Annotated in this window: 19 protein-coding genes and 1 riboswitch; of the genes, 6 read left to right on the top strand and 13 right to left on the bottom strand. The window is 36.8% G+C overall.

Annotation, left to right across the window (positions count from 1 at the left end; translation table 11 throughout):
• Positions 1-60: 60 nt before the first annotated feature.
• From rpoD to IGK91_RS04575, 5 genes are all read right to left on the bottom strand, one after another.
• Positions 61-1,170: an RNA polymerase sigma factor RpoD gene (gene rpoD, locus IGK91_RS04595; protein WP_010719586.1), complete on the bottom strand. Its 1,110-nt coding sequence runs from the start codon at positions 1,168-1,170 to the stop codon at positions 61-63.
• 23 nt (positions 1,171-1,193) lie between these two features.
• Positions 1,194-3,035, bottom strand: coding sequence for a DNA primase (gene dnaG, locus IGK91_RS04590; protein ID WP_010719587.1), 1,842 nt, complete (start codon positions 3,033-3,035; stop codon positions 1,194-1,196).
• Between the two features lie 186 nt (positions 3,036-3,221).
• Positions 3,222-5,543, bottom strand: a complete 2,322-nt coding sequence (locus IGK91_RS04585) for a cation-translocating P-type ATPase (protein WP_010737343.1) — start codon at positions 5,541-5,543, stop codon at positions 3,222-3,224.
• Positions 5,544-5,710: 167 nt separating this feature from the next.
• Positions 5,711-6,493, bottom strand: a complete 783-nt coding sequence (locus tag IGK91_RS04580; protein ID WP_223603424.1) for a DUF368 domain-containing protein — start codon at positions 6,491-6,493, stop codon at positions 5,711-5,713.
• Between the two features lie 144 nt (positions 6,494-6,637).
• The gene (locus IGK91_RS04575) at positions 6,638-7,270 is read right to left on the bottom strand and encodes a lysozyme family protein (protein WP_034867509.1); all 633 of its coding nucleotides are present in this window, start codon (positions 7,268-7,270) and stop codon (positions 6,638-6,640) included.
• A gap of 211 nt (positions 7,271-7,481) precedes the next feature.
• Between IGK91_RS04575 and IGK91_RS04570 the strand changes: the two genes are divergently transcribed.
• Together IGK91_RS04570 and mprF are read left to right on the top strand one after the other, a co-directional pair.
• Entirely contained in the window at positions 7,482-8,198 is a 717-nt protein-coding gene (locus IGK91_RS04570) for an alpha/beta fold hydrolase (protein WP_010737340.1), read from the top strand.
• Between the two features lie 21 nt (positions 8,199-8,219).
• Positions 8,220-10,805, top strand: coding sequence for a bifunctional lysylphosphatidylglycerol flippase/synthetase MprF (mprF, locus tag IGK91_RS04565; protein ID WP_010737339.1), 2,586 nt, complete (start codon positions 8,220-8,222; stop codon positions 10,803-10,805).
• Positions 10,806-10,910: 105 nt separating this feature from the next.
• On the opposite strand, the gene tuf is transcribed toward mprF, so the two are convergent.
• The 4 genes from tuf to IGK91_RS04545 form a co-directional block, all read right to left on the bottom strand.
• Positions 10,911-12,098: an elongation factor Tu gene (gene tuf, locus IGK91_RS04560; protein ID WP_010719593.1), complete on the bottom strand. Its 1,188-nt coding sequence runs from the start codon at positions 12,096-12,098 to the stop codon at positions 10,911-10,913.
• Positions 12,099-12,361: 263 nt separating this feature from the next.
• The gene (locus IGK91_RS04555; protein WP_010737338.1) at positions 12,362-12,766 is read right to left on the bottom strand and encodes a GNAT family N-acetyltransferase; all 405 of its coding nucleotides are present in this window, start codon (positions 12,764-12,766) and stop codon (positions 12,362-12,364) included.
• A gap of 44 nt (positions 12,767-12,810) precedes the next feature.
• Positions 12,811-13,191 carry a VOC family protein gene (locus IGK91_RS04550; protein ID WP_010737337.1) on the bottom strand — a complete coding sequence of 127 codons (381 nt, stop codon included), beginning with the start codon at positions 13,189-13,191 and terminating at the stop codon, positions 12,811-12,813.
• A 341-nt stretch (positions 13,192-13,532) separates the two neighbouring features.
• Entirely contained in the window at positions 13,533-14,537 is a 1,005-nt protein-coding gene (locus IGK91_RS04545) for a nucleoid-associated protein (protein ID WP_010719596.1), read from the bottom strand.
• Positions 14,538-14,708: 171 nt separating this feature from the next.
• Between IGK91_RS04545 and IGK91_RS04540 the strand changes: the two genes are divergently transcribed.
• From IGK91_RS04540 to IGK91_RS04530, 3 genes are all read left to right on the top strand, one after another.
• Positions 14,709-15,560, top strand: coding sequence for an aldo/keto reductase (locus IGK91_RS04540; RefSeq protein WP_034700247.1), 852 nt, complete (start codon positions 14,709-14,711; stop codon positions 15,558-15,560).
• Between the two features lie 20 nt (positions 15,561-15,580).
• Positions 15,581-15,835 (top strand): hypothetical protein, encoded by a 255-nt coding sequence (locus IGK91_RS04535; RefSeq protein WP_010719598.1) that lies wholly within the window; start codon positions 15,581-15,583, stop codon positions 15,833-15,835.
• Positions 15,836-16,066: 231 nt separating this feature from the next.
• Complete coding sequence (locus IGK91_RS04530) at positions 16,067-16,783, top strand: hypothetical protein (protein ID WP_081122892.1); 717 nt, start codon at positions 16,067-16,069, stop codon at positions 16,781-16,783.
• A 249-nt stretch (positions 16,784-17,032) separates the two neighbouring features.
• Here IGK91_RS04530 and IGK91_RS04525 read toward each other — a convergent pair whose 3' ends face one another.
• The 3 genes from IGK91_RS04525 to IGK91_RS04515 all read right to left on the bottom strand — a co-directional run bounded on the left by IGK91_RS04525 (position 17,033) and on the right by IGK91_RS04515 (position 22,104).
• On the bottom strand, positions 17,033-17,809 hold the full coding sequence (locus IGK91_RS04525) for a phosphatase PAP2 family protein (RefSeq protein WP_010737334.1): 777 nt from the start codon (positions 17,807-17,809) through the stop codon (positions 17,033-17,035).
• 45 nt (positions 17,810-17,854) lie between these two features.
• A complete protein-coding gene (locus tag IGK91_RS04520) occupies positions 17,855-18,994 on the bottom strand; it encodes an FtsW/RodA/SpoVE family cell cycle protein (protein WP_010737333.1) in 1,140 nt (379 codons plus the stop codon).
• 281 nt (positions 18,995-19,275) lie between these two features.
• Positions 19,276-19,443: riboswitch (M-box (ykoK) riboswitch) on the bottom strand.
• Positions 19,444-19,662: 219 nt separating this feature from the next.
• Complete coding sequence (locus IGK91_RS04515) at positions 19,663-22,104, bottom strand: hydroxymethylglutaryl-CoA reductase, degradative (RefSeq protein WP_010737332.1); 2,442 nt, start codon at positions 22,102-22,104, stop codon at positions 19,663-19,665.
• A gap of 185 nt (positions 22,105-22,289) precedes the next feature.
• On the opposite strand from IGK91_RS04515, the gene IGK91_RS04510 reads away from it, so the two are divergent.
• Positions 22,290-23,441, top strand: coding sequence for a hydroxymethylglutaryl-CoA synthase (locus tag IGK91_RS04510; protein ID WP_010737331.1), 1,152 nt, complete (start codon positions 22,290-22,292; stop codon positions 23,439-23,441).
• Between the two features lie 207 nt (positions 23,442-23,648).
• Here the strand turns inward: IGK91_RS04510 and IGK91_RS04505 are convergent, their stop codons facing one another.
• Positions 23,649-25,874: a putative mucin/carbohydrate-binding domain-containing protein gene (locus tag IGK91_RS04505; RefSeq protein WP_228012152.1), complete on the bottom strand. Its 2,226-nt coding sequence runs from the start codon at positions 25,872-25,874 to the stop codon at positions 23,649-23,651.
• Positions 25,875-26,365: the final 491 nt, after the last annotated feature.

The following is a 26,365-nucleotide window of genomic DNA, read 5'->3' as shown; positions in this document are numbered from 1 at the left end:
GCTACTCGCTATTTTAAAAGACAGTCATTGTCTATAAGATTCAAAATTTGAATCCTATTTTTACTCTAAGAAATCTTTCAATTGTTTTGAGCGTGATGGATGGCGTAATTTACGTAACGCTTTCGCTTCAATTTGTCGAATACGTTCACGTGTTACTCCGAATACTTTCCCAACTTCTTCGAGTGTTCTGGTACGACCATCGTCTAAACCAAAACGTAAGCGGAGAACATTCTCTTCACGGTCAGTCAATGTATCTAAAACATCTTCTAATTGTTCTTTTAGCAATTCATAAGCCGCATGTTCTGCAGGACTAGTAGCTTCTTGGTCTTCAATGAAGTCTCCTAAATGAGAATCATCTTCTTCACCAATTGGTGTTTCTAAAGAAACTGGCTCTTGCGCAATTTTCAATATTTCACGTACTTTTTCTGTAGGAAGGTCCATTTCTGCCCCAATTTCTTCTGGCGTCGGTTCTCTTCCTAAATCTTGAAGTAATTGACGTTGGATACGGATCAATTTATTGATGGTTTCTACCATATGCACTGGGATACGGATCGTACGTGCTTGGTCAGCGATGGCACGAGTGATTGCTTGTCTGATCCACCATGTAGCATAAGTTGAAAATTTGAATCCTTTACGATAGTCAAATTTTTCAACAGCTTTCATCAAGCCCATATTTCCTTCTTGGATCAAATCAAGAAATTGCATGCCACGTCCAACATATCTCTTAGCAATACTTACGACCAAACGAAGGTTTGCTTCAGCTAAACGCTGTTTTGCTTCTTGATCACCTTCTTCGATTTTTAAAGCAAGAGCTACTTCTTCTTCCGCAGTTAATAGGGAAACACGACCAATCTCTTTTAAATACATACGAACTGGATCGTTGATTTTTACACCAGTAGGTGCTGACAGATCTTCTGTTTTTGCTTGTTCCGCTTTTTTCTCTGCACTCTTCAAGCTATGGATCGATGGATCTCCATTTTCATCAACAACGCTGATTCCAGCATCCTCGACTTTTTGGATCAATTTATCCATCTCATCCGCATTCAATGTGAATGGCGTTGCAAGTTTATTTGAAAGATCATCATACACGACTTGTCTTTTTGGTTTGTTTTCTTTGATAAAAGCTGCTACTGCTGCTTCATACTTTTTATTCTCTGTTACATTTGCCATAAAAGAAGGCCCCCCTTGAGTAGCTATTCGGCTTGTTTTAACTGTTTTGTTAAATTAATGATCTCAATCGTTAATTCCAATTCTAATTGCTTGTTTCCAGTTCTTCTAGCCTCTTGCTGCATTTGTTTTTTTAAAGTTATTTCATCAGCTAAACTAGACTTTCTGATTACACGCAATAAGTCTTGGATTTCTCTTGGTGTGCTTTCTTCGGCTACACGCAAATACTCGATTTCCACCACTAAACGCCTTAAATTTTCATCTTGCAAAAAGTCCAAAAACTCCGCAAGGTTGAATTCATCATGTTGTGACACAAATGCATCGAATAAAAAATATACTTCTGCATAAATGTCATGAATAAACTGAAATTGCTGTTCTTTCAAAAGATTACGGACAGATATCTCTTTGAACACTCTGTACAAGAGCATTTGTTCCGCTTTTTCTACTTGAGTCAGCGGTCTCTTTTTCGTTATTGCCGTCCGTGAAATAGCTGGTTCTGGCAATGTCGTTGGTTGGTTGGTTCGATTCGTTTGATTTTCCCTGCGAAAATCCCGTATTTGCTTTTGCAGGGTTTCACGACTAAGTTGAAATTCGGTCGCTAGTTGCGATAAATACATATCTTGTTCGATTGGCGAGACAACTTGACTAAGTTCTCTCGATACCTCTTCTAAGTACTGGATTTTATCTTTTTCATTCTCCAGGTTCTTGTCTTGCTTCAAATAACGTGACTTGAAAGTAAAGACCGTTTCACGACCATGAAAGATCAGTTCATTAAAGGAGTCATTTCCATATTTACGTAAATATTCATCGGGATCAAGTTTTTCCGGAATCACAACGATTGATAATTGCAATCGACTATTTTGTCGTAACAATTCGATCCCTCGATTCGTTGCCTCGAATCCTGCCTTATCTCCATCGTAACAAAAAACTAGTTCTTTGGTTACTCGTTCAATCTGCTGGATCTGTTGATTCGTTAAACTCGTTCCCATGGAAGCTATCCCATTTTTTACACCTGCTTGCCAAGAAGCAATGACATCCATGAAACCTTCAAATAAAAGAACTTCACCGCTTTTTCGGATATCACTACGTGCTTTATCCAAGTTGAACAACACTTGTCTTTTATTGAATAATTCTGTTTCTGGACTATTCAAATATTTGGGTTGATCTTTTTCTTGTCCTTTTTCTGGTGCAAGCCAGCGTCCAGAAAAACCAATCGTGCGCCCTTGAGGGTTTCTGATAGGAAACATGATACGTTGGTAAAACCGATCAGATATTCCTCCATCCTCATGAGAGATAAACAAACCAGAACGTTCCAACACTTCTTGATCGTATGCTTCAGTTTTAAATACTTGTTTCAAAAATGAACGTTCATTCGGTGCAAATCCGATCGCAAATTCTTCAATCAATTCTAGTGTCAAACCACGTTGTAGTAAGTAATCTAAAGCTTGCTCGCCTACTTTCGTGTGTAGCAACATATGATGATATACTTCTGCGGCTTTTTCATGCGCTAAAATCAATTTTCCTGTAATTGAATCGCTATTTTCGAAGGGAAGTGTTTGTTTGCGCCATTGATCTTCTAACTGAATTTGTTCAAAATCAGCAACTTTGACGACTGCTTCTGGGAAACTAAGTCCTTCTAGTTCTTGAAGAAAAGTAAAGACGTTTCCTCCTTTTCCGCAACCAAAGCAATGAAAAATCTGTTTATCTTCAGCCACCGAGAAAGATGGTGTTCGTTCTTCATGAAAAGGACACAAACCTAAATAATTCTTTCCAGATTTTTTTAATTGGACGTATTGACCAATCACCTCAACAATATTCGTTTGTCCACGAATCGTTTCAATGACTTCTTGAGGAATCCGTTGAGCCATGCTTTCACCCCCTGTAAATAGCTAATTGGCATCTGTCAAAGAGATACCTCAGGAGAATAACCGGTAAAAAATCGCACTAACGAAAATCAGTGCGATTTTAAAGGACACAATTATACATGTTTCATTCTATCACAATTCTAAACTTTTTCAAGTATAATACTTGTCATTCTAAGAACAAGCAACGGTTTATTTCGTTGTTGCTAATTTATTCAATAAGTAGTCACGGATATTGGTCTTTCCATAAATCAGTCTCAAAATGATATTAACGATCATAAAACCAATGAAATATGGCCAAGCCGTTCCTAACCCAAGATCAACTTCTAACAGATGATGGAAAAGCATCGCTGCTACATAAATCCCTACAACAGTTGTTACCGCTAAGAAAATTCGCAACGGATTAAATGGATAACACGCTTTGACTACTGCCATACAGCTGATTCCGATCAATAGATAATACATTAAAGTGGTCGTTTGCAACTGGGTAAATGGCAAAACTTTTCCTAAAATATAAACCACAATAATATTCAATACGACTAGCAATGCATTTGGCAATGCATTGATCAATGCTGTTGGTAAATAACGATAGGTAATCTTTCGTTTATCTTGTTCAAACGATAAGAAGAAAGAAGGATAACCTTCAATAGCTAAGTCAATCAATGTGATCTGGATTGGGATGAATGGAAACCCGATTGCAGTAATTGCGCATAAGATAGAAAGAATAAACGAATAGATCGTCTTTATAAAGAAAATACCTGAAACTTTGGTCACATTGTTCACGACACGACGCCCTTCGAATAAGACTTCTGGTAAAGTCGTAAAATCAGAATCAAGTAAAACGAGATTAGCAATTTGTCTTGTTGCACCGTCTCCTTCAGCCATGGCGATACTGCAGTCTGCTTCACGCAGTGCCAACACGTCATTGACTCCATCCCCAGTCATAGCCACAGTTCCACCACTTTGTTTTAATTCGTTCACTAATGTTTTCTTTTGTTGTGGACTCACACGACCAAAGACCGTGTATTCATGAGCGGCTTCCCGGACAGCTTTTTCTTCTGTCATCGTAGAAAGATCAACATACGAATCATAATTTGGTAAGCCTGCACGGCGGGCAATATTTGAAACTGTGAACGGATTATCACCTGAAATAACCTTTAGATTCACACCTTCAGCATGTAAATAAGCTAATGTTTCTTCTGCATTTTTACGTATTGGATCGTCAATCTCAAACAGCGCGATTGGTTCAACGCCTTTTGGCTCTCCTTCAGTCAAATGTTGTTCAGGAGCGACACCTAGCATCAATACACGGTAGCCATTTGCTTGAGCATCCACCAAACTTTCTGGCAGTTGTGATTTTTCAACCAAACGTTCAGGAGCTCCTACATAGATCACACCTAATTCAGGAAACTCCATTGCTCCCCATTTACGGTCAGAAGAGAAAGCTAACTTTTCAGTCACAGTATAGCGATTAGCTACTTGAAAGTAATCTCTAAGTGCCCGCATGGTAAGATTATTGTCACTGCTTTCAGCTAGATAGGTTCCCATGATTTCAGGAATCGCTTTTTCGTACTTAGGATTTAGGGCTTCGACCCGTTGGATACTCATTTTTCCTTCAGTGATCGTCCCTGTTTTATCCAAGCAAAGCGTATCTACATGAGCAAGTGTTTCAATCGAATACATATCTTGGACTAAGATTCTTTTCTTTGCTAATTTCGTTACACCAGTAGTCAGTGCAATACTAATCAAAAGGACTAAGCCTTTAGGCAACATCCCTAGTAATGCTGCTGCCGAAGCAATAACAGAAATCTTAATGGAAGCATCACGGATAAATAACGCTTCTAAAAATAAAATAATACCTAATGGAATGATAATGAAGCTAGTAAATTTCGATACTTTTCGAATAGAATCGACAAGTTCAGAATGAATCGCTTTATGGGTTTTTGCCTCACTCGTTAGGCGAACTGCATAGTTGTCTGCACCCACACGAATCGTTTGAGCTAAAACAGAACCACTGGTTAAGAAACTACCTGAAAGCAATTCATCTCCTTCGGTTTTGACAATCAGGTCTGACTCCCCTGTCAATAGTGCCTCATTGGCTTCTGCGCGTCCTGAGATCACTCTTAAATCAGAAGGAATCTGTTCCCCTGCACCAATCTTTACGACATCTCCTAAAACTAATTCTTTCGTTGAAATCGACTGCTCTTTTCCTTCGCGGACAACTCGTACCTCTGATTGCGAAACAATCGATAACTTTCTTACTAGATTTCTAGCATGGATTTCTTGATAGATACCAATAATGATATTCACCACAATGATTGCCAAGTAAGCCATATTGGAATAGGCACCGACCAATAGTAAGCAAATCCCAATACCAAAATTTAAAAAATTGAACAGCGTTAGTATATTGTCACTAAGAATCTGCTTAGTACTTTTTGATGCATCCTCTTGGTAATCATTTTGCTGCCCAGAGGAAATTTTTTGTCTCACTTCTTCCTGAGTAAGACCGTTCATTTCTTTCGTTTCCATTTTTCGCCAACTTTCAAAAAATAATCAATATATTTAAGTCTAGCTTGTTCTATTATTAAAAACAACTTATTTTTTACAAATTTATACAAAATAAGAACACATGATTCTATGCCGTTGAGAAATCCCAGCAAAAATCATGCGCCATTCAACCTTTATTTATATTGTTCTTCTAAACGACTCATCCACCAACCTAATGCGATACCAGCAAAAAATAAAATGGGACAAAAGATGATTCCTAGTAAACTTAAATTTGTGTAATCTGTAGGAACAATCATTACCGTCGAAGCAAAAACAACTCCTAAAATAAAATGGAACAATTTACTATATGCCTTAGAAAATATAAAATCAAATAACTTTGATAACGTCAACACGCAGAATACCGCGCCTAAACCGATCGGTAAGATCACGTCTAAGCGAGCTTCTTTGAAACCATCAGCCATCGCCTTGTATAACCCCATATAGACTAAAAAATTCGAGGGACTCAGTCCAGGAACAATCATCCCTAAGCCGATTAGACCACCAGCGATGATCCAAGTTACTGTGTTTTGTTCAACTTGACCATCAAATAGTTGTGATCCGTAAAGTAAAAAGAAATAAGCCACGATCAATGTGACGATCATCAGGATGATATCACCTGATTGCCGCCCTTTCTTTCCAGCTTCTTTCCACAACGCTGGAACAGTACCTACAATACACCCAACAAAAAACCATAAAATCGTCGTTTCATATGTCCCTAATAAGAAACTCACCAAAAAGGAAAGCAAAAAGACTCCGCTGATGCCTCCTAATCCGACAGGCAAAAAGAAAAGCACGTTTTCTTTAAAATTTCTGGTTAGATGAGCTAAAAAAGAGATCAATCGTTCGTACATCCCAAAAACAGCTGCTAAAGCGCCTCCGCTTACCCCCGGTAAAATAAAACCCGAACCGATAAACATTCCCTTTACAAAGCGCAATAGCCAGTCTTTCCCTGAATCTTTCGCTACCTTTTCTGTTATGATTTGTTCTTTTTCCACTTTTTTGAGCACTCCTTCTTTCTGATAAGATAAAGATCTAGCAAAAAATCTCAGCATTACACTCAATTAGTTAAAAACTTTGTCATATAACTCAATGAGGTCTTCATTCATCTTGACAACTTTTGTGTAAAACATGTTCCCTCCATTATGATAAAGATAACCGCCATTGTAAAGCAATGAGGGGACTCGCCAATAGCGATACTTGGTTTTTTTCTCATTACCTAAAAGTGGACTCAAGACATTTTTGGAATATTCTTCTGCTATCTCCATAGTATTTTCCCCACCTCGGTTTTTTACGTAGACAATATAATCCTTACCGAAGTTATAGGCTTGTATAGCTGTATCAAGATCACATCCTTGTTTTTTTGCCTCATTGATCATTTCTGCTAAGTAGCTGACTCCTTGATCGATACTTTCTTTTTGATTATCGATCAAATTGGCTTTACCATAGGCGCTTTCCGAACTTTGCATCAAATCAATCCCCTTGCCTTTTGATTCTGTTAAAATGATCCCCTTGACCAAAGACTCGTACTCTTCCATATGGTACTTTTTGATTGCTGTTGTTATTTCTGGTTCGTACTTTTCTACTCTTTTAATTGATTGATAGGTTTTTCCTAAGATGATCAATACTCCTATGACCAAGACAATCACTAAAAAAGAGACGATTCTTCGAAAGATTGATTTTTTCTTTTTTTTCATAAACATTCACCTAGTTATTTTGACATCTTTTTTTATCTTACTATTTATTATCGTTCTTGGCTATTTCTTACTAATCATTTGTTCCTTTCCTTAATAAAAACTGAAATTTTCGGAATTTTTTACTATCTTACGAAAATGATCGTTGTTTTTTTAGGAAAACAATTGCTCTTATAGGAGAATTGTCGTTATACTTTAACCAGTAGGTGATTATGTGAAAAAAGAAAAGAAATATGCAAAAATGACTGATGGAACAGAGATCTATTATGAGAAAAGCGGAAATGGCATGCCTCTGTTTTTACTCCATGGTAATGATGGCAGTGGTCGTTTCTTCTCAGAGCAAGTTCCTGTCTTTAGTCAGTTTTATACCGTTTATCTCATTGATAGTCGAGGTCACGGACGTTCAACGAATCAAGCAAATACCTTGTCTTTTCGTTTGATGGCAGAAGATCTTTATACCATCATGCTACTTGAAGGAATTACAAAAGCAAATATACTAGGTTTTAGTGATGGAGCTAATCTTGGATTGGTCTTTTCAAGTTATTATCCAGAGAAAGTACATCGATTAATATTAAATTCAGGAAATACTTTAGTTAAAGGGGTTTTATTCTCAGCGAGACTGCTTAGCTACTGTCATTATATTGGTATGTGGTTGCTTTCTTTAGTTTGCCCATCGCTTAGAAAAAATTTGTTGGTGATCAAATTGTTGTTAAAAGATATCGGTCTTTCAACAGCAGATTTAGAGAAAATTAAATGTAAAACATTGATTATTGTTGGAAAAAAAGATGTGATCAGACTGCAACACTCCCTTTACCTAGCAAAAACGATCCCAAATGCTTCTTTTGTTTTAGTGAACGAACAAGGACATCAGTTAGCTAGAAAAGATCCTCAACGTTTCAATCAAGAAGTATTAGATTTTTTGTCTGAATAATAAGAATAGTAGGTGATTTTTTTGTTAAAACAAGCCTTACAATGGTTCAAAAACCATTTAGGTCTCTTTAAAACAATCTTTTTAATTTCTGTGGTTGTCATTATCGTTAGTGAATTGATCAATATTGGCAAAACACTATCGATCGCTCAATTAGCCGAAACATTTGCAACAATCCCACTTTGGAAGACGGGGTTGATGCTCATTGTTGGATTACTATCTGTTGCACCGATGATTGGGTATGACATCATCCTTAACCGCTTGTTGGGACAAAAATTAAAAAAGAGTTATTTATTTGAAACAAGTTGGTTGATCAATACCATCAACAATGTTGCCGGTTTTGGCGGCTTTGTCAGCATCGGATTACGCTCCGAATTATACGGTCATAAAAAAGACAGTAAGCAGTTGATGCAAGCTTTGTCGAAGATCTTTTTATTTCTAATGGCTGGACTGTCTATTTATAGTTTGATTTCTTTTTTTATGGTCTTTTTTGCACCGGTTGCGCCTTTTATTAAGCAGTATTGGATTTGGTTGATCGGTGGTGGGTTATACTTCCCACTTGTTTTTGTAGTCACTACCTTAAAAAAAGAGGGCTACCTCGGAGGACTTTCATTAAAAACACAAGGACAATTGCTGCTTGTCTCGATCTTAGAGTGGTCTGGTGTCTTGTTCACCTTTCTAGCAGTTGGGGCACTTATGGATATCAAAGTCGATTTGTGGCAAACGATACCGCTCTTTATCGCAGCTTCAGTTATCGGAATCGTCTCGATGATTCCTGGTGAAATCGGTAGTTTTGATATCATGATGATTATCGGTCTTTCTGCCATAGGTGTGCCAAAGGCAACTGTAGTCGTTTGGATCTTACTGTACCGAATTTTTTATTACATTATTCCTTTTTTGATCGGGATCGTCTTTTTCTTTAAGAATATTGGCTCAACTTTTGATCAACGTTATTCTGGTATTCCTAAGCAGCTGGCAACAGAGATTGCTCATAAAGCCGTCGTCGTCCTTTTATATTTTTCTGGTATCATGATGGTTCTTTCAGCAACGATCCCACAAGCTTTTACCGAGTTTCGTTGGCTGCATAGTATCAATCCGTTAAGGTTGCATTTTATTATTCAATTCCCAAGTATGTTGTTAGGATTTCTCTTTGTCATCATGGGGCGTGGGATTGCTGCAAGAGTCAAAAGAGCCTATTGGCCAACTATTGCACTGATCTTTTTAGCAGCATCTTATGTGACGATTATTGACTTTAGCTTTACTGCAGCTATTTTCCTATTGTTACTGTTGTTGATCGTAATTGCTTCGAAAAATGAATTATTTAGAGAACAAATCATTTATTCATGGGAATGGTTGACGATTGATGGTGTGATTATTGGTGCTTTAGCGTTGCTTTACATCATTATTGGTGTTTATAATCTGCCAACATTTCCTCATCGTAAGCATCATTTTATTTCGTTCTTTTTGTTCCCGTCAGAAAAGATTTGGTTATCTGGATTATTTGCTATTATTGCAGTAAGCTTTATCATCATTCTTTTCGTCCACTTCCTACAAGGAAAGAAACAGCAAGTCGGCGAACCGTTGGATGAAGAAAAAGCGTTAAATATCCTCCATACCTTTGGCGGAAATTCTGACAGTCAATTGATTTTCTTAAAAGACAAGCGCATGTTTATTTACGAAAAAGACCAAGTTGGAACGGTTTTATTACAGTTTGCTTGTTACAATAATAAATGTATCGTGATGGGTGATCCTTCGGGTAAAAAAGAAGATTTTCCTGCTGCTATCGAAGCGTTTATTGAAGAAACTGATCGTTTGTGTTACCTACCCGTCTTTTATGAAACGAGTGAAGAAATCGTGATGATTTTACATGAATTTGGCTATGATTTCATCAAAATGGGCGAAGAAGCACATGTTGAATTAGCCAATTTCACTACTTCTGGAAAGAAAATGAAAGGGTCACGTGCGATCTTGAATCGGATTGACCGAGAAGGTTTTACTTTTGAGATTATTCAGCCACCTTTTTCTGCGACACAGATGACTGAACTCAAACAAATTTCTGATCAATGGTTAGGAAGCCGAAAAGAAAAAGGTTTTTCACTGGGGTTCTTCTCAGAAGATTATCTACAGCGGGCACCGATCGCTGTTTTAAAAGACCCGCAACAAGACTTAGTAGCATTTGCTTCGATCATGCCAACCTACACAGATAACAAAATCGGCACGATTGATTTGATGCGTTATGATCCTGAGAAAGCACCAGCTGGAAGTATGGATTATCTTTTCCTTCATTTATTTGAGTATATGAAAGAGGAACAGATTGAGTTTTTCAACTTGGGGATGGCGCCATTATCCAACGTTGGAACCTCAAGAAAAAGTTTTATTCAAGAACGAATCGCTTACTTAGTTTATGAATTTGGTTCACATTTTTACTCTTTCCACGGCTTGCGTGAGTATAAAGATAAATATGCGACTCATTGGACTTCCCGCTATACTTCCTATTCACGTGACAGTTGGATTGCCTATGTCATGATCGCATTATTGATCATTGATAATGCACCAGTTGACCATAAAAAGCGATTAGTAGGTTTAAAGAAATGGTTACAAAAACGCTGAATATGACAACTTATATCTAATGATGGATGAAAAAAAGACGCATGATTCTAAAAGTCATCTGACTTGTTGAATCGTGCGTCTTTTTTATTTATCTATCCTTTGTTCTTAGGCTTCGATTTCTGTTACGATACCTGAACCTACTGTACGACCACCTTCACGAATGGAGAAAGTCGTCCCGTTTTCAATAGCAACAGGATGAATCAATTCTACATCGATCGTTACGTTGTCGCCAGGCATGACCATTTCCGTTCCTTCTGGCAAAACAATTGTTCCTGTTACGTCAGTTGTGCGGAAATAAAATTGTGGTCGATAATTATTGAAGAATGGTGTATGACGTCCGCCTTCTTCTTTAGTCAAAACATAAACTTCTGCTTTGAATTTAGTATGAGGTGTAATTGAACCAGGTTTGGCAATCACTTGGCCACGTTCGATGTCTTCTCTTTGAATCCCACGTAATAACACACCTACGTTATCCCCTGCTTCACCGTAATCAAGCGTTTTGCGGAACATTTCAACTCCTGTTACTACGGCTTTTTGCGTTTCTGGTTTGATCCCTACGATTTCGATTTCGTCACCGACTCTAACAGCCCCACGGTCAATCCGACCAGATGCTACTGTTCCACGTCCAGTAATTGAAAATACATCTTCGACGGGTAACAATAATGGTTTGTCCGTATCACGTTCTGGTGTTGGGATGTATTCATCGACTGTGTCCATCAATTCCATGATAGCTGCTTCTGCATCAGGATCACCTTGTAATGCTTTTAATGCTGATCCTTTGATAACAGGTGTATCATCACCTGGAAATCCATATTCGCTTAATAGTTCACGAACTTCCATTTCTACTAGATCAATTAATTCTTCATCATCGACTAAATCTGTTTTGTTCAAGAAAACAATCAAATATTTCACGCCTACTTGGCGAGAAAGTAAAATGTGTTCACGAGTTTGAGGCATTGGGCCATCCGTAGCAGAAACAACCAAGATTGCTCCGTCCATTTGAGCTGCCCCAGTGATCATGTTTTTCACGTAATCCGCATGCCCTGGTGCATCGATATGTGCATAGTGGCGTTTGTCTGTTTCGTATTCCACATGAGCAGTATTGATCGTGATTCCACGTTCACGTTCTTCTGGTGCTGCGTCGATACTAGCATAGTCTTGAGGATTTGCTAAGCCTTTTTTACCTAGTACTGTAGTGATCGCAGCAGTTAAAGTAGTTTTCCCATGGTCGACGTGTCCAATGGTTCCAATATTTACGTGTGGTTTACTTCTATCATAATGTTCTTTTGCCATAATTAACAAACCTCCTAATTAATTTAGAGCTTTAAAGTTTTGCTCTCATCTGTTGTCCATTATAGACTTCTTTGGAAAAATCCAAAAAGAATCTGTCTGTCTTACTTTTTGTAAGTATCGAACAATTTGTATTATACGTCAAACTTGGTCAAAGTCAACCAAGAACACTTATGCTGATTAATGACTAATTTTTCATCAGCCAACCATGCGTAATTGTTGTGACTATCTCCTTGTTTTCACTACAATGGGCTCTTTCGTAACTATCAATATTCGCGATAAAAACAAATCATTTCTTGTGTCGCTACCGACTGAAATTGGCATTTTTCATAAAATCGACGGGTTCGTTGTTCATTTTCTGTCAATAAAACTTTTTGTCTGACTTTTGGATAAGCTTGTACCATTTTTTCGATTAATTGTGTCCCGATCCCCTTGTTTTGATAAGCAGGATGAACAAGCAAATCTTGAATATAAAGAATTGTTTCGCCATCTCCGACACTACGGATCAACCCAATCAATTGTTGTTCGTGCCATACCGTTATTACTTCGAGTGACTGCTGGATTCCCAGAGCTAATTGTTGGATGTCCTTCGTATAGGCTGACCATCCTACAGCTGTATAGAGCGCGAACAATGCATCAAGGTCAATTTTTTTCTCTTCGCTGAATTCCATGTGCTTCCTATCCTTTGCTATATTTTTGTATGATGTAATCTGTCTCAATCTGTCGTTAACTCAATCAGATTTCCTTCAGGATCTTGGATAACCGCTTCATAATAACCGTCGCCCGTAGTTCTTGGACCACTGATCAATGGATAGCCATCTTTTACAAATGTTTCAGCAAATGAATCCACCTCTGTTTTTGTTCCCACTGAAATTGCTAAATGAGCATAACCAAAAGTATCGACTGCACGATCTGATAAAAAAGGCTTTGTAATCAATTCAATCCGACTTCCTGAGGTGAAATTCAGGAAGTAAGATTGAAACCGGGTTTTAGGATTCGTGTATTTCTCTGAACTTTCTGCAGCAAAATAATTCTCATAAAACGCTCTCATTTTTTCTAAATCATTAACCCAAATAGCAATATGTTCAACTTTCATTTTGTAACACTCCTTTATATTTTCGTTATCTCTTCCTATCCTTTATACCATTTTCTCTTTATTTGATAAAGAATGATGTGATTATTTTGGCTTTTGCTCTTAGTGATCAGTTCATAAAAGAAATGGTGTTATCTGGTAAAAAGAAAGCTGTCATTCTGAAACATCTAAAGATATGCACTACTTATATAGTTTACACCTGCAAAAAAACCAAGAAAAACTTTATACTGACCGAAAAAAGTTAACTTTTTAATCCAACTTTTAACGTTCACTATAGTTTCTCTTGGCTCTTTTCTTGTCTGCTACATTTTATTGTATTCTCTGAATAAGCATTCTTTTAATAATTATAAACGATTTAATACTTCGTCTACATTTTTGATCATGACTGAGATTGTTCCATCTGGGTTATTAACAAATTCGATCAAATCTGGATTTCGGTAGACGTCTACAGGGACGATCAATTCGATTCCATTGGATAACTTGAATTTTTGTTTACCAAATTTTTTCTCAGAAATTTCTTGGACTTCTCTGACTGGCAAAGCTTCAGCAACAAATCCCTGTTCTTGGACTTCTTCTTGAAAAGCTAATTTCGCTGTGATATTTTCTTTGAAGACTTTTTCCGCAATCATTTCATGGTCTAGTCTGCCCTTTTCCTCGATCGTATCATAAACAGCCTCTTTTAAATCAGCCACTAGATCAAATTCTTCAGTTTCAAATTTTTTCCCTAAACTTTTAGCTACTTTTTGGATCACTTTGACATTCTCTTCTAATGAAGGCGCAGGAACACTTTCGATGACTCTCCCCGAAAAATAGAGTTCTTTTTTTCCAGAAAACTCATATTTTTTTTCAATCAATTCATAGGTTAAATCAGTTAATGCTACCGCAAACGCTTCATCTGCCTTTTGGGATTTTGCCCCCAATATCGCTCGATTCAAAATCAATTGATTGGCGATTCCTGTTTCGTCTGCCTCTACAAAATGTGTATAGGATTCTCGGTAATTGACTTTTAACAAAGCCACATACATCACCGTATCTACTTCATACAAAACAACAAAGACATCAGCGCTTGGCGCTTCTTCGCTTTCTTGATAGATCTCAAACCAGCGTTGAACGATCCCTTCACTTGCTGCTACAAAGTTTTCTTGACAGTCCTGGACTTGTTTCGCCATCATACTTTCAGGTGACAGCTGTCCTGTTTTCGTTTGTGCAGAAGAAATTTTTTGGATTTTCTTTTGTAAAAAATCTCGAATAAACTCTTTAGTCAGATCCAATTCTTGTTGAGAAAATACGGGTGATCCCGTTTCACGATCAATAATATGCATAATTGCTTTTTTTAAATAAATATCCATGTTCTCATTCCCTTCTGATTTAGTTTACGGAAAATCAATACAAAATACCAGAACGAAAATCATTATTTTCCTTTTTTTGAAAAAAATAATTGTCTCCTAAACAAAATGGATTCCTTTTTTGAGAAAATGCGCTACACTTAAAAGTGAACTAAAAATTAAGGAGTTGAGAATATGGATTCATTAACAAATACGTATCGTTTATCAAATGGTTATGAAATTCCGATTGTTGGTTTTGGTACTTGGCAAACACCGGATGGCGATGTCGCAGTTTCTTCAGTCAAAGAAGCGCTAGCTGCTGGTTATCGCCACATTGATACAGCACAAGGTTACAAAAATGAGGAAAGCGTCGGTCAAGCGATCAAAGAAAGTGGGATTCCCAGAGAAGAGATTTTTCTAACAACAAAACTTTGGAATGCCAATCACAGTTATGACTTAGTGATGTCTTCGTTTGAAGAATCACTACAAAAATTACAAACAGATTATATTGATCTTTTCTTGATCCACTGGCCTAATCCTGTGGCTTTCCGTGACAATTGGGAAGAAGCAAACGCCCAAACTTGGCGAGCTTTTGAAGAGCTGTATGAAGCTGGAAAAATCAAAGCCATTGGCGTCAGCAACTTCTTGCCCCATCATCTAGATGCGTTACAAAAAACAGCCAAGATCATGCCAATGGTCAACCAAATTTTCTTAGCTCCTGGTGAATTACAACCAGCAGTCGTTGACTATGCCAAAAAACACGAAATGATCCTGGAAGCTTACAGCCCACTTGGCACAGGGAAAATTTTCGATGTACCAGAGATGCAGGAAATTGCCAAAGCCCATCAAAAGAGTATTGCTCAGGTTGCTTTACGCTGGTCCTTACAACATGGTTTCTTGCCTCTGCCAAAATCCGTAACTCCTAGTCGGATCAAAGAAAATGCTGAACTTTTTGACTTTGAACTGTCAGAAGAAGAAATGCAACAAATCGATCAATTAGATGGCGTAGTTGGTAAAGCAAAAGATCCAGATACTACCCAATTTTAATTTAAGGATGTTTGATAACAATGACTCCGATTGAACGTTTAGAAAGGCTCTCAGAAGAAATCACTCGTACTTTTCATCCTGATTTTATCTTTTTGATCGGACCAGACAAGATCCAACACTTCCCAGCACGTAACTGGTCCCATGATCAAAAAATTCAAGAGCTAACCAACCGTTTCGATCATTCGCTAATGGTTACGACTTGGCAAGGACATGAAGTGATCTATTCACCTGAACTGTCTGTCTTTGCTTTGATTCCTTGTTCCAAAACAACGTAGCTGACTTCAATGATCGTGATAAGCCGATACACACTGAGTTTTTCTTGCCGGTGTCGTATCGGCTTATCTTTTGATATACACCTAAAAAGAGGAAACATTTCTGTTAAAAACAAATATTTTCCTAAAAAAATGCGTATAAATACATACATATCTAAGTTTTTTTCGTATAATCCTTTTCATTTCATCTTTTTTTTCTTATAATCGAAAGGGTATGAGCGAAGGAGAGAACATATGAAGAAAAAACAAAAACAAAAATTACTCAATCAATTCCGTCCTTCTTTAGATGGAATCAGAAGTCAATTATTTCATTCTTTAGAGGATGAAAGTCTACGTCGTTACGGCTTACCTTTACAAGTCATGCTTGATCCGAAAGACCGCCACATCTTAACGATTGGACTTGCAGGAAAAACAAATGAAGATACTCGCATCAATGTACCGATTGATGATAATTTCACAACTGTCTTAAAACGAATCCGTTCAGGAGAAAAAGACATCTTTGAACGCTTCCGTGACAACTTATTGATTGAAATCGTTTCTTATTGGAATGATCAACGTCTTAAAAATGATGAACCAACTGCTCAAGAGATTTCTACACCTGTTGCTGAAACAAAAGTTGCTGACTCAAAACCTGTGGAATCACCTAAAACAGCTGAAGTATCAAAAGCGGAAACAACTGAAAAACAACGCTCAACTGAAACTGCCGCTTTGAATTTCGCTGATTTTTCAAGCGCAGTAGCGGAATATCCAAAATTTTATGTAGAAAAAGAAGCGGATGCAGCAGTCATCTATGAAAAAACCTCAGATGAACCACGTAAATTAGCTGAAATTTCAATGACAGCAGAAAACCAATTTACAATTGAAAAAGCGTTAGAACGCAAATACAAAGTGAAACTGACATTGATCCCATTGATCGAACAGTTTGCTGCAACAGCTATTTCAGAAAGATAACCAGTTTCACAAATCTATCCACCGCATCAAAAAACGGATTTTTGTCAAATGATGCCGGTAATGAGAAATCATAAAATGTTAAATGAGCAGAAAGGCAATTGCCCTCTGCTCATTTTTTTATAGTAAAATATTTTTTCTATTACTTTGAATCACCAAAAGTTGTCAATAATCTTCACCAATCTTAAAAAAGATAGAACCAAAAAACCAAGCGGTCTCTTTCCCTTAGTTTATTGGTTATGTTTTCCCAGCTTACCCATGCGCATGATAAAAGACATTCAGTTCATAAGCGACACCAGAAATAATTACTGCTAGTAAAAGGACTAAAAGACCTAAAACTACTTTTTGCTTTTTAGAAAAAAGCGTTTTTTTCTTCTCTAATTGCCTTGTTTTCAATATTGAATCTGTGGAGATAAAAGAGAAACAAACAACATAAGACAATAAAACTACTACTGCACTTAACGAAAATCCAGCTAAAATATCACTTGGATAATGGACTCTTAGATATAATCGAGTTGCTGCAATCAGCAATGGATAGCTGATAAAATACCAAGCAACTCTTCTGGTATCCTGACGACTCCAAATAATACTTAACGATAAGATAATTGTTAGGAAAAGCGCAAAGGATAATAAAGAATGTCCACTAGGAAACGAGTAACTCGTACGTATTTCCAATTGTGAAACGGCAGGTCTGATTCGTGCAATGAGCTTTTTTAGAATATACCCAAAAAAACTAACCGCAAAGATATTACAGATATTCCAAATCGCTAACAAATGGTAATTCTTTTTCCAAATATAAAAAGCAAAAAGAAAGGCGAAACATAAGGTCGGACCAATCGTTGCTAACTTAGCAAACAAACGAACAATCGTTGTTAGTTGTGGAAAATTAGGTAAATCGATCTTTGTATAAACCGCTAAATCTAGTGTTTCGAACCATGGAGGATTGATTTTTACGCATAAAATCAATCCAATCAAAAGACATAATGGAACGATTGATAATTTCAGTGCTTTTTGTTGATAATCACTCATAAAACTTTCACTTACTTTCTAACTTCATCTGACTAAACAAATGACTTATTCTACTTTTTTAAAACCTAAAATCATACCTAATCCGCCTCCCATGATCAACAAGGAGGTTCCTCCTTGACTTAGAAAAGGCAAAGGAATTCCTGTTAAAGGCAGTAAACCAATCGAAGCGCCGATATTTTCTACGATTTGAAATAATAGTCCAAATACGAGTACTACCGCTAGATATAGATTTCCTTTATTGTTTGTCTGTATCGCAGTGTAAATAACTTGGTAGAAAAGATAGAAATATAGAAAAACGACGGTCACGCTACCTAAAAAACCAAACGTTTCGGCAATTACAGTAAATACCATATCTGATTCACGTACCGGTACATAGATTGGTGGTATTTCAGCTGGTCGTCCACTAAATCCACCTGCACTAACAGACAATAAGCTTTGTGATTGTTGGTATCCGATCGATTGACTGTAAGCAAAAGGATCGATCCAAGCTCTCACCCGGTCTAATTGATACGTCTTAAAGTTCAGACTATAAAGGATCTCATTACCGTATTTCGTAAAAACTAGACAAATCAATATGACCCCAATAATAAATAAAAAACTAGCACATACGGCCAAGATCTTCCAATGGACCCCTGCAATCATGAACAGAGCCCCCAAACAAATAATAAATACCAAACTTGTCCCAAAATCTTTTTGCATATACATCAACAAGAAAGTTGGTAAACTGATCAACAGAACTTGAAAGACATAGATCAGATCCGTTTTCACGGTACGTTCACTGACTTTCTTTTCATAAAGCAAGGTGAAATAAACGAGAACTAATGCAAAAGTCAATTTAACCAATTCAGAAGGTTGAAAAGTAAAACTACCCATCCTCAGCCAACGTTTCGTATCGGTTAATTGGTACATCACCGGATCATAAAATTTGTAGAGCAAACTCATAATTGCTAATGAAATGGCATAAAAATAAGGAGACAATCGTAACAATAACGCTGTCTTGATTTTTTGTGTCAGTAACAAAAGTCCTAATGAAGCAATGCAAAAGATCACTTGTTTTAAAACAATAGTTTTATAAGGCACTTGGTCGTAGACTGCTGCTCCATATTGCACACCGATACTTAATAAATAAAAGAGAAAAATCGGCAAAAATAACGCATAATTAAACTCAAATGATTTTGATTTCACACACAACACCTCTTAAACGAAAGTTTTCGTAACCAGAATTTCTCTAATCTTCTTATCAAAACATCCGTTATCAACTAGTATCCATTTTGCCATCCTTTCTATTAGGCAAAAGGAGTCACTTTCACATGAGGAAAAATAAAAGTAGCGTGATCAAAATGTGCTGTGATTTATTTTCAAGTAAGTGGCGTAAATATCCAACTCCAAAAAATAAGCCGAAAATTCACAAAAATCAGCAAAGATTTTTAGAAGTTTCGGCTTATTTGTTAAAGTTGCGTACATCAACAACTATCTCATCGTGTGAGTTTTGACACTAAACAACGTAAAGATTTCTCTTAGCTATCTTATGAAGAGCCTTAATTCGACAATTCCTGTTTTACACATTGGCGTCTTTCGACGTTTCTGCGCAATAGCCTATGTTTGTTTAGGAGCCTCGCCTAACAAGTATTAAATTTGAAAAAAGTATATCCTTTAACGAACAATTTCACAATAGCATCCCGTAGAAAGTTCGCAAAAATTTAGTCATATTTAACCTTTTCCTTAATTTTACCGGCAATTAGCAAAAAAAGAGAGCTTTTGACTAGGAATAATATGAATAAATATAATAAATATATAGTAGCTTTTTATCCATTCTGCTGTTATCCCAATCAGTCTCTCTTTTTTATAAATACTTATTTTTTACGTAATTGCATCAAAAATTTTCTAGCTACGTCCTGATTCATTCCTTCGGCTTTTCTTAGAAATTCAGCGACTTGTTCAATTTCAGTTCCTTGTGCCCCGACTGTGATCGCTAAGGCTCTAGCTTGAAGCGACATATGCCCCTTTTGGATACCGTCTGTCACTAATGCCCGCAAAGCAGCTAAATTTTGTGCTAAACCGACGGCAGCAATGATTTGAGCTAATTCTTTTGCTGATTCAATCTTCAACATGTCTAGTGCAATCTTTGCTTTTGGAAGAATCCTAGAAGCTCCTCCAACTGTTGCCACTGCCAAAGGTACCGTTAATTGTCCAATTAACTTATCTCCAATCATTTGCCAGTCTGACAGGCCTTGGTAAGCACCATCTTTCGCAGCATACGCATGAACGGCAGCTGCACAAGCTCTCGTATCGTTTCCAGTAGCAAGAATGACAGCTTCGATGCCATTCATGATCCCTTTATTATGTGTTGCTGCCCGATAAACATCTAATTTAGCATACTCGGAAGCTTGTTGGATTTTTTCAGCAATTCTCTTTCCTGCTTCAATCGTTTTTCCCAATCGCTCGAAGGGAATCTCACAACTAGCTGTTACTAATGATTCTGTTGCGAAATTGCTTAAAATACTAAATAAAATCTCTTCTTTAGGAAACCAGGAACGTATTTTCTGGGCAACACCTTCTAAGATAGCGTTGATGATATTAGCTCCCATCGCATCTTTTACATCAACCAAGAAATCGATCGATAAGTAATCCAAATTATTACCCTTAAAGTTTCTTGTTGCGATTTCCTGCACTCCACCACCACGTCTCACGATCGAGGGATAACTTGCATTCGCACATGCTAGTAGTTCATCTTGTCTGGCGATGACAGCATCAGTTATACCTCGATTATCCAGTTCCCCTGATAGTACAATCTGACCACGCATCAGGCGTTGTGGTGTAATTGCTGTAATGTCTCCACATATTTTTGCACCGTTACTGGCTGCAGCAATTACAGACGGTTCTTCTGTCGCCATCGGTACTTGCCTTTTGATTCCATTGATTTGAAAATTAGGTGCAATCCCTAGAGGAATCTCAACTTGACTGATTTGATTTTCAATCAAATGATTGGCTACTTCTTCAGAGAGTGTTCCTACTTTTAATTCATCAGCTTGTGATTGACTGATGATTCCTTCACTAACCAACTGACTCCGACGTTGTTCAGGCGTCAGTTGATAAAACTTTTTTTTTTGGTCACTTGATTGTTCCGTTTCTAGATTTGCTTCAAGTAACATGGCTAGTCCTAAGCCTCCACCAATACATAAAGAAGCCACACCATATTGTTGGTTCATTCGTTTCAAGCCATAACTTAATGTTGTCAAAATACGAGCACCACTTGCACCAATCGGATGACCGAGTGCGATGGCACCACCATCTACATTGACTTTTTCTTCAGCTAGTTTTAAGTTGCGATTGACCACGATCGATGAAGCCGCAAATGCTTCGTTGATCTCAAAACGATCGATTTGATCAATAGAAATTTCTGCTTTTTTCAATAATGTTTGGATTGCTGAGATAGGTGCAATTCCCATAATGCTCGGATCAATCCCAATTTCAGAAACAGCCTTGATCGTTGCAAGATAAGGAAGCCCATGTTTGATCGCATATTCTTTTGAAGCTAAAATCAATACCGATGCTCCATCATTTAACGGAGAAGCATTCCCTGCTGTCACAGTCCCATTTTCGGAAAAAACAGTTTTCAAAGTCCCTAATTTTTCCAGTGTACTATTCCCTCGGATGGCTTCGTCTTTATCCATGATTCTTTGATCAGGTAAAGTAACGGGAATAATTTCTGCTTCAAATACCCCGTTTTCACTAGCTTGAGCTGCTTTTTTTTGTGAGTTGAGCGCATATTGATCTTGTTCTGTTCTCGTAACGGAAAATTCGTTCGCTACTTTTTCAGCAGTTAAGCCCATATGTGCATTTGAGAACGCATCTGTCAGCCCATCATTGACCATACTTGAGATCGGCTCTTCATAAGTTGCATTTTCTGCTTCATATTGCTGAAGCAGTGGCGCACGTGACATGCTTTCAGTGCCTCCTGCGACTACTAGATCAGCTTCACCTAACTGAATCAATTGGCGAGCCAAAATAACCGCCTTCATTCCTGAGCCACATACTTCGTTGACTGTCATGGCAGGAACCTGAACAGGGATCCCACTATTGACAGAAATTTGTCTGGCAACATTCTGACCATTCCCCGCTTGTAATACATTTCCAAATATTACTTGATTGATGTTTTCTTTATGGATACCTGTTTTTTCTAACAGTTCTTTTGTAATGATTGTTCCTAATTCTACAGCAGAAAAACTGCTTAAACTGCCACGATACTTTCCAATTGGCGTTCTCGCAGCATCTATAATAACGACTTCCTTCAAGTCAGTCACCTCCTAGAAAAATATACCATTGTTTATGCTAAAAACAAATACCTCACTACAGCTTCAAAAAAATCTAGGAATAAATTTTACAAATCCTTAAATATTCGCTTTTTTATATTTCTTTTAATCTTTTTATGATACTTTAGTAAAGTAAGTTTTTTTATCATGAGTAAAGAGGTGTTGAAATGAAAGTAGGGATTGATCGTCTTTCCTTTTTTATTCCAAATTTATATTTAGATATGACAGAGTTAGCTGAACGTCGGGGAGATGATCCTGCTAAATACCATATCGGTATTGGCCAAGATCAAATGGCCATCAACCGAGTGTCAGAAGATATCGTGACTTTAGGAGCAAATGCAGCTACTAGGATCGTCACAAATGAAGATCGCGAGCTGATCGATATGGTTATCGTAGGAACGGAATCTGGCATCGATCATTCAAAGGCGAGTGCTGTAATTATCCATCATTTATTGAAAGTCCAACCTTTTGCTCGTTCGTTTGAAGTAAAAGAAGCTTGTTATGGTGGAACTGCTGCTCTCCACATGGCAAAAGAATATGTAAAAAATCATCCAGATCGAAAAGTTTTAGTGATCGCTAGTGACATCGCCCGTTATGGTCTAGCTAGTGGTGGAGAAGTGACACAAGGTGTGGGTGCTGTCGCTATGATGGTTACCAAAGATCCACGAATCATCACTATCGAAGACGATAGTACTTTCTTAACCGAAGATATTTATGATTTTTGGCGTCCTGATTATGCGCAATACCCAGTGGTTGATGGTCCTTTATCCAACTCCACTTATATCGAATCTTTTCAAAAAGTTTGGAATCGACATAAAGAGGTAACAGGATTTACTTTAGAAGACTATGATGCGCTAAGTTTTCACATTCCTTACACAAAAATGGGGAAAAAAGCCTTACAAAGTGTCTTGGATCAGACAGATGAAAAAACACAAAATCGCTTATTGACTCGCTATGAAGAAAGTATTCGTTATAGTCGGCGAATTGGTAACCTTTATACTGGTTCTCTTTATCTAGGATTGATTTCTCTTTTAGAAAACTCACAAGTGTTAAAATCAGGTGATCGAATTGGCTTATTCAGCTATGGTTCGGGTGCTGTCAGTGAATTTTTCACAGGTTACTTACAAGACGGCTATCAAGATTTCCTATTGACTGAACTACATCAAGAAATGTTAGAAGGTAGAGAAGCTGTCACAGTCGATCAATATGAAACAATCTTCAAGGAAAAATTACCTGAACATGGGGAAACAGCCGAATATTCTTCCGATGTACCATTTTCAATCTATAAAGTTGAAAATGATATTCGTTACTACAAGTAATCCTATGAGACAACTGCCTGATTGATTTAATAGGTAATCAAAAATGTTTGCAAAAAAGCAACTTTTGACATATAGCTACAAAAAGCAGTAAAACAAAAAATAGCGGCTTGCAATTACTTTTGTCAACATTGTTGTGACAATAAATAACTGTAAGTCGCTATTTGATTTTCTATCCTATTTCATAAACTATATGATGCTTCTTGATATTTAGAACCATTTTTTGAATAGTATATAATATAAAATTTGATATTCTGATTTTTCTTTTAATGTTGTTTGATCCATCATCACCCATAACAATTTCTTTTCTGGTGATCGGTCACTTGGAACCGGATTGACTAACTCTTTATCCCAAAGTTGAGTGGCTAATGACGTAATTCTTTTTTTGAGATCCTCTTTGGCATCATTTTTCAAAGCTAGGTTTTCTAATCCAAATTGGGTTACTACCCAACGATTGGTCGATTGCGTAGTATCAACGATCCCTTCTGAAGAAATGAAGCGGTTTTTAGGTTCTGCATGATAAATTTCAACGATATCACCTATTTTCAATGATACATTTTCTTCACCAGTAACAGACTCTATGCCTTCGATCGTTTTTTCGTATTTCAGTTCTCCTGTACTACTTTTGACCATTACTTTTACATAAGTTTCATTCTCATAACGATAATGAGGTCTCGAATGCGTAACTGAAACAATTGCTTCTTGAGTATCACTGTTCTTGTTTGTTCTAAATGTAAATGAGCCAAACTTCCTGTCATTCACTCCATGAAAATCAATGACTTGGCTATCTTTTACTTCGTCCAACGTAATAACCGCATGATTTGTTACTTCTTTCACGTAAACATAACTATTCTGTGGGATGAAATACATCATTTGATTTCCAGAGAATTCTGCACAATAGATGCCATTAGGAATGTTTTTAAAAGTGACTACTCCTCCAGTGATTTCTTGAGTAGCTATTTCTTTCGCTCCATCTTTTAAAGTTATTTTGGTACCTTTTAATAGGTTTAAATCTTTCAAACTTAATTCAATCGTAAGATCACCTTTTAGATTTAGCGCAGCAATCTCCTTATTTTGCACCATCTCAAAATTAGAATTGATCAAATAAGATGGGTCGACTAATTCACGCGCACGTGCCAACTCACTTTCTGGTACGACATCAGCTAAAGAAGCGACTGCCGGATAACCATGCTCACGATTTTTTTGAACTTGTACTTGATCAAGCGTCAATCCCCATTTCTCTAAAACACCTGAAAAATCTAGTTGACTATTTTCACTATAGATACGATTCATTAAATCAGGTAAGGTATGATCTTCACGGACGAAATCTGATTGATTAGCTATTTTACGATATTCTTGGTACATTTTAGCAAAAGCCTCATCTCCAGCTTTTTGTTTCAACATCGCTAATAAAATTAGTTTTTCGTTGGCTTTAGCCTCAGCATATGTACGTTTTTCGTAGATCATATGTTCATACATACTTCTTTCTACTGTATCTTTTTTCCCTTCAAATAGCCCGCCTTTTTTATCTGCTTCTTTTCCAAATAGGATATTGTACTCATACTGAACACCAAACAAATTATTTGATATTTCTCCCGTATACATTCCAACTCCATCAAAACCAGCTTGATAGCCATGACCAATTTCATGCAACACTTTCCAACTGTCTTCAGTTAACCAGCACTCGACTGTGCTATAGCTATTTGCTGCCCATTCTGAGGAATAATAAGCACCGCCACGTCCGTTTTTATCTGCTTTAAAGAAAAAACGGTTCACTCCATTTTGATTTTCTTTAGACGAGTTATCAAAACCAGCGATTTGATTATAGTAACCAAACAATTCGATGTAGTGTTCGATCAATTCATCTAAGGAACGGTAATCTTTCAAGTTTCTTACTTTTTCTTTATCATTTTTAGGAACAAGCAATTGAAAATCTGGTCCTTTAATCAAAGCATATTCAGCATCGAACTTGTCCCACATTGAAAGAAACATAGTATCATCTCCATGATAATTATAAACTGGTAATGGTTTAATATTTTCAGAAGTGACGATTTCATATTCAATCTGAGCAGCTTCTTCTCCATATGGCGTATCAATAAACGGAACCAAAGGATCATCTGCACTTATACTTACCCATTCTGAACCAACTAAGATACTTTTTTCGATACTTGAAGCATTACCTAACAATCTCAATCTTAATTTATTTTTGAATTGTTTATTTGTTTGTCTAATCCTCAATTCAACATTTTCGGACAAGATAAATCCTAAATCCTGGCGATCATGATTTTTTCCTTTATCCATCCCTGCATTGAAGATCCAAGTTGGTTCAGGAATACTAAAAATCTCTTTTTTAATTACCTCTTGCGCCTGAACATTCGTAGAAAACAAACAACCAAAAAACAACACTGATAACCATATCAAAAAAATCTTTTTCAAACAAAAAACCTCCTGTTATGTAATTTTATACAAATTGCCATTTAATCAAACAAAGCAATCGTATACATTTAAGTATAAATAAAATAGTCAACAACCACAATAAAAATTATACTTTCACTTCAATTAAACTATTTTTTTAAAGAAATAATTAAGATGCAAGCTATAATTTTCTAAAACAAACATTTCAATGATTTGTTATTTTATAAAATAATAAAAATGATTTAAAACAGTTAAGAAAACATAAGGCCAATATATCTGACAACTCATTTTTCTTCGTTTATTATTTTAGAAAGATAACCAACAGTCAAAAAATAGTTTTAGGTCGATTTCTTAGAGTGAATTGTTAAGACACAAGCAAATATAAGTGTTTTTTCTTTTACGTTGATTTTCGATTACTCCATTAGCCACAACAAAAAAAGACTGAGGCAAGTTGTGATATGCTCTCCCTATACAGGACTTTTATATTTCAGTGTCCTATATAGGGGGGAGCA

Source organism: Enterococcus sp. DIV1208 (assembly GCF_050530455.1).
GTDB lineage: Bacteria > Bacillota > Bacilli > Lactobacillales > Enterococcaceae > Enterococcus_B > Enterococcus_B hirae.
This window is presented reverse-complemented; position numbering and strand designations above follow the sequence as displayed.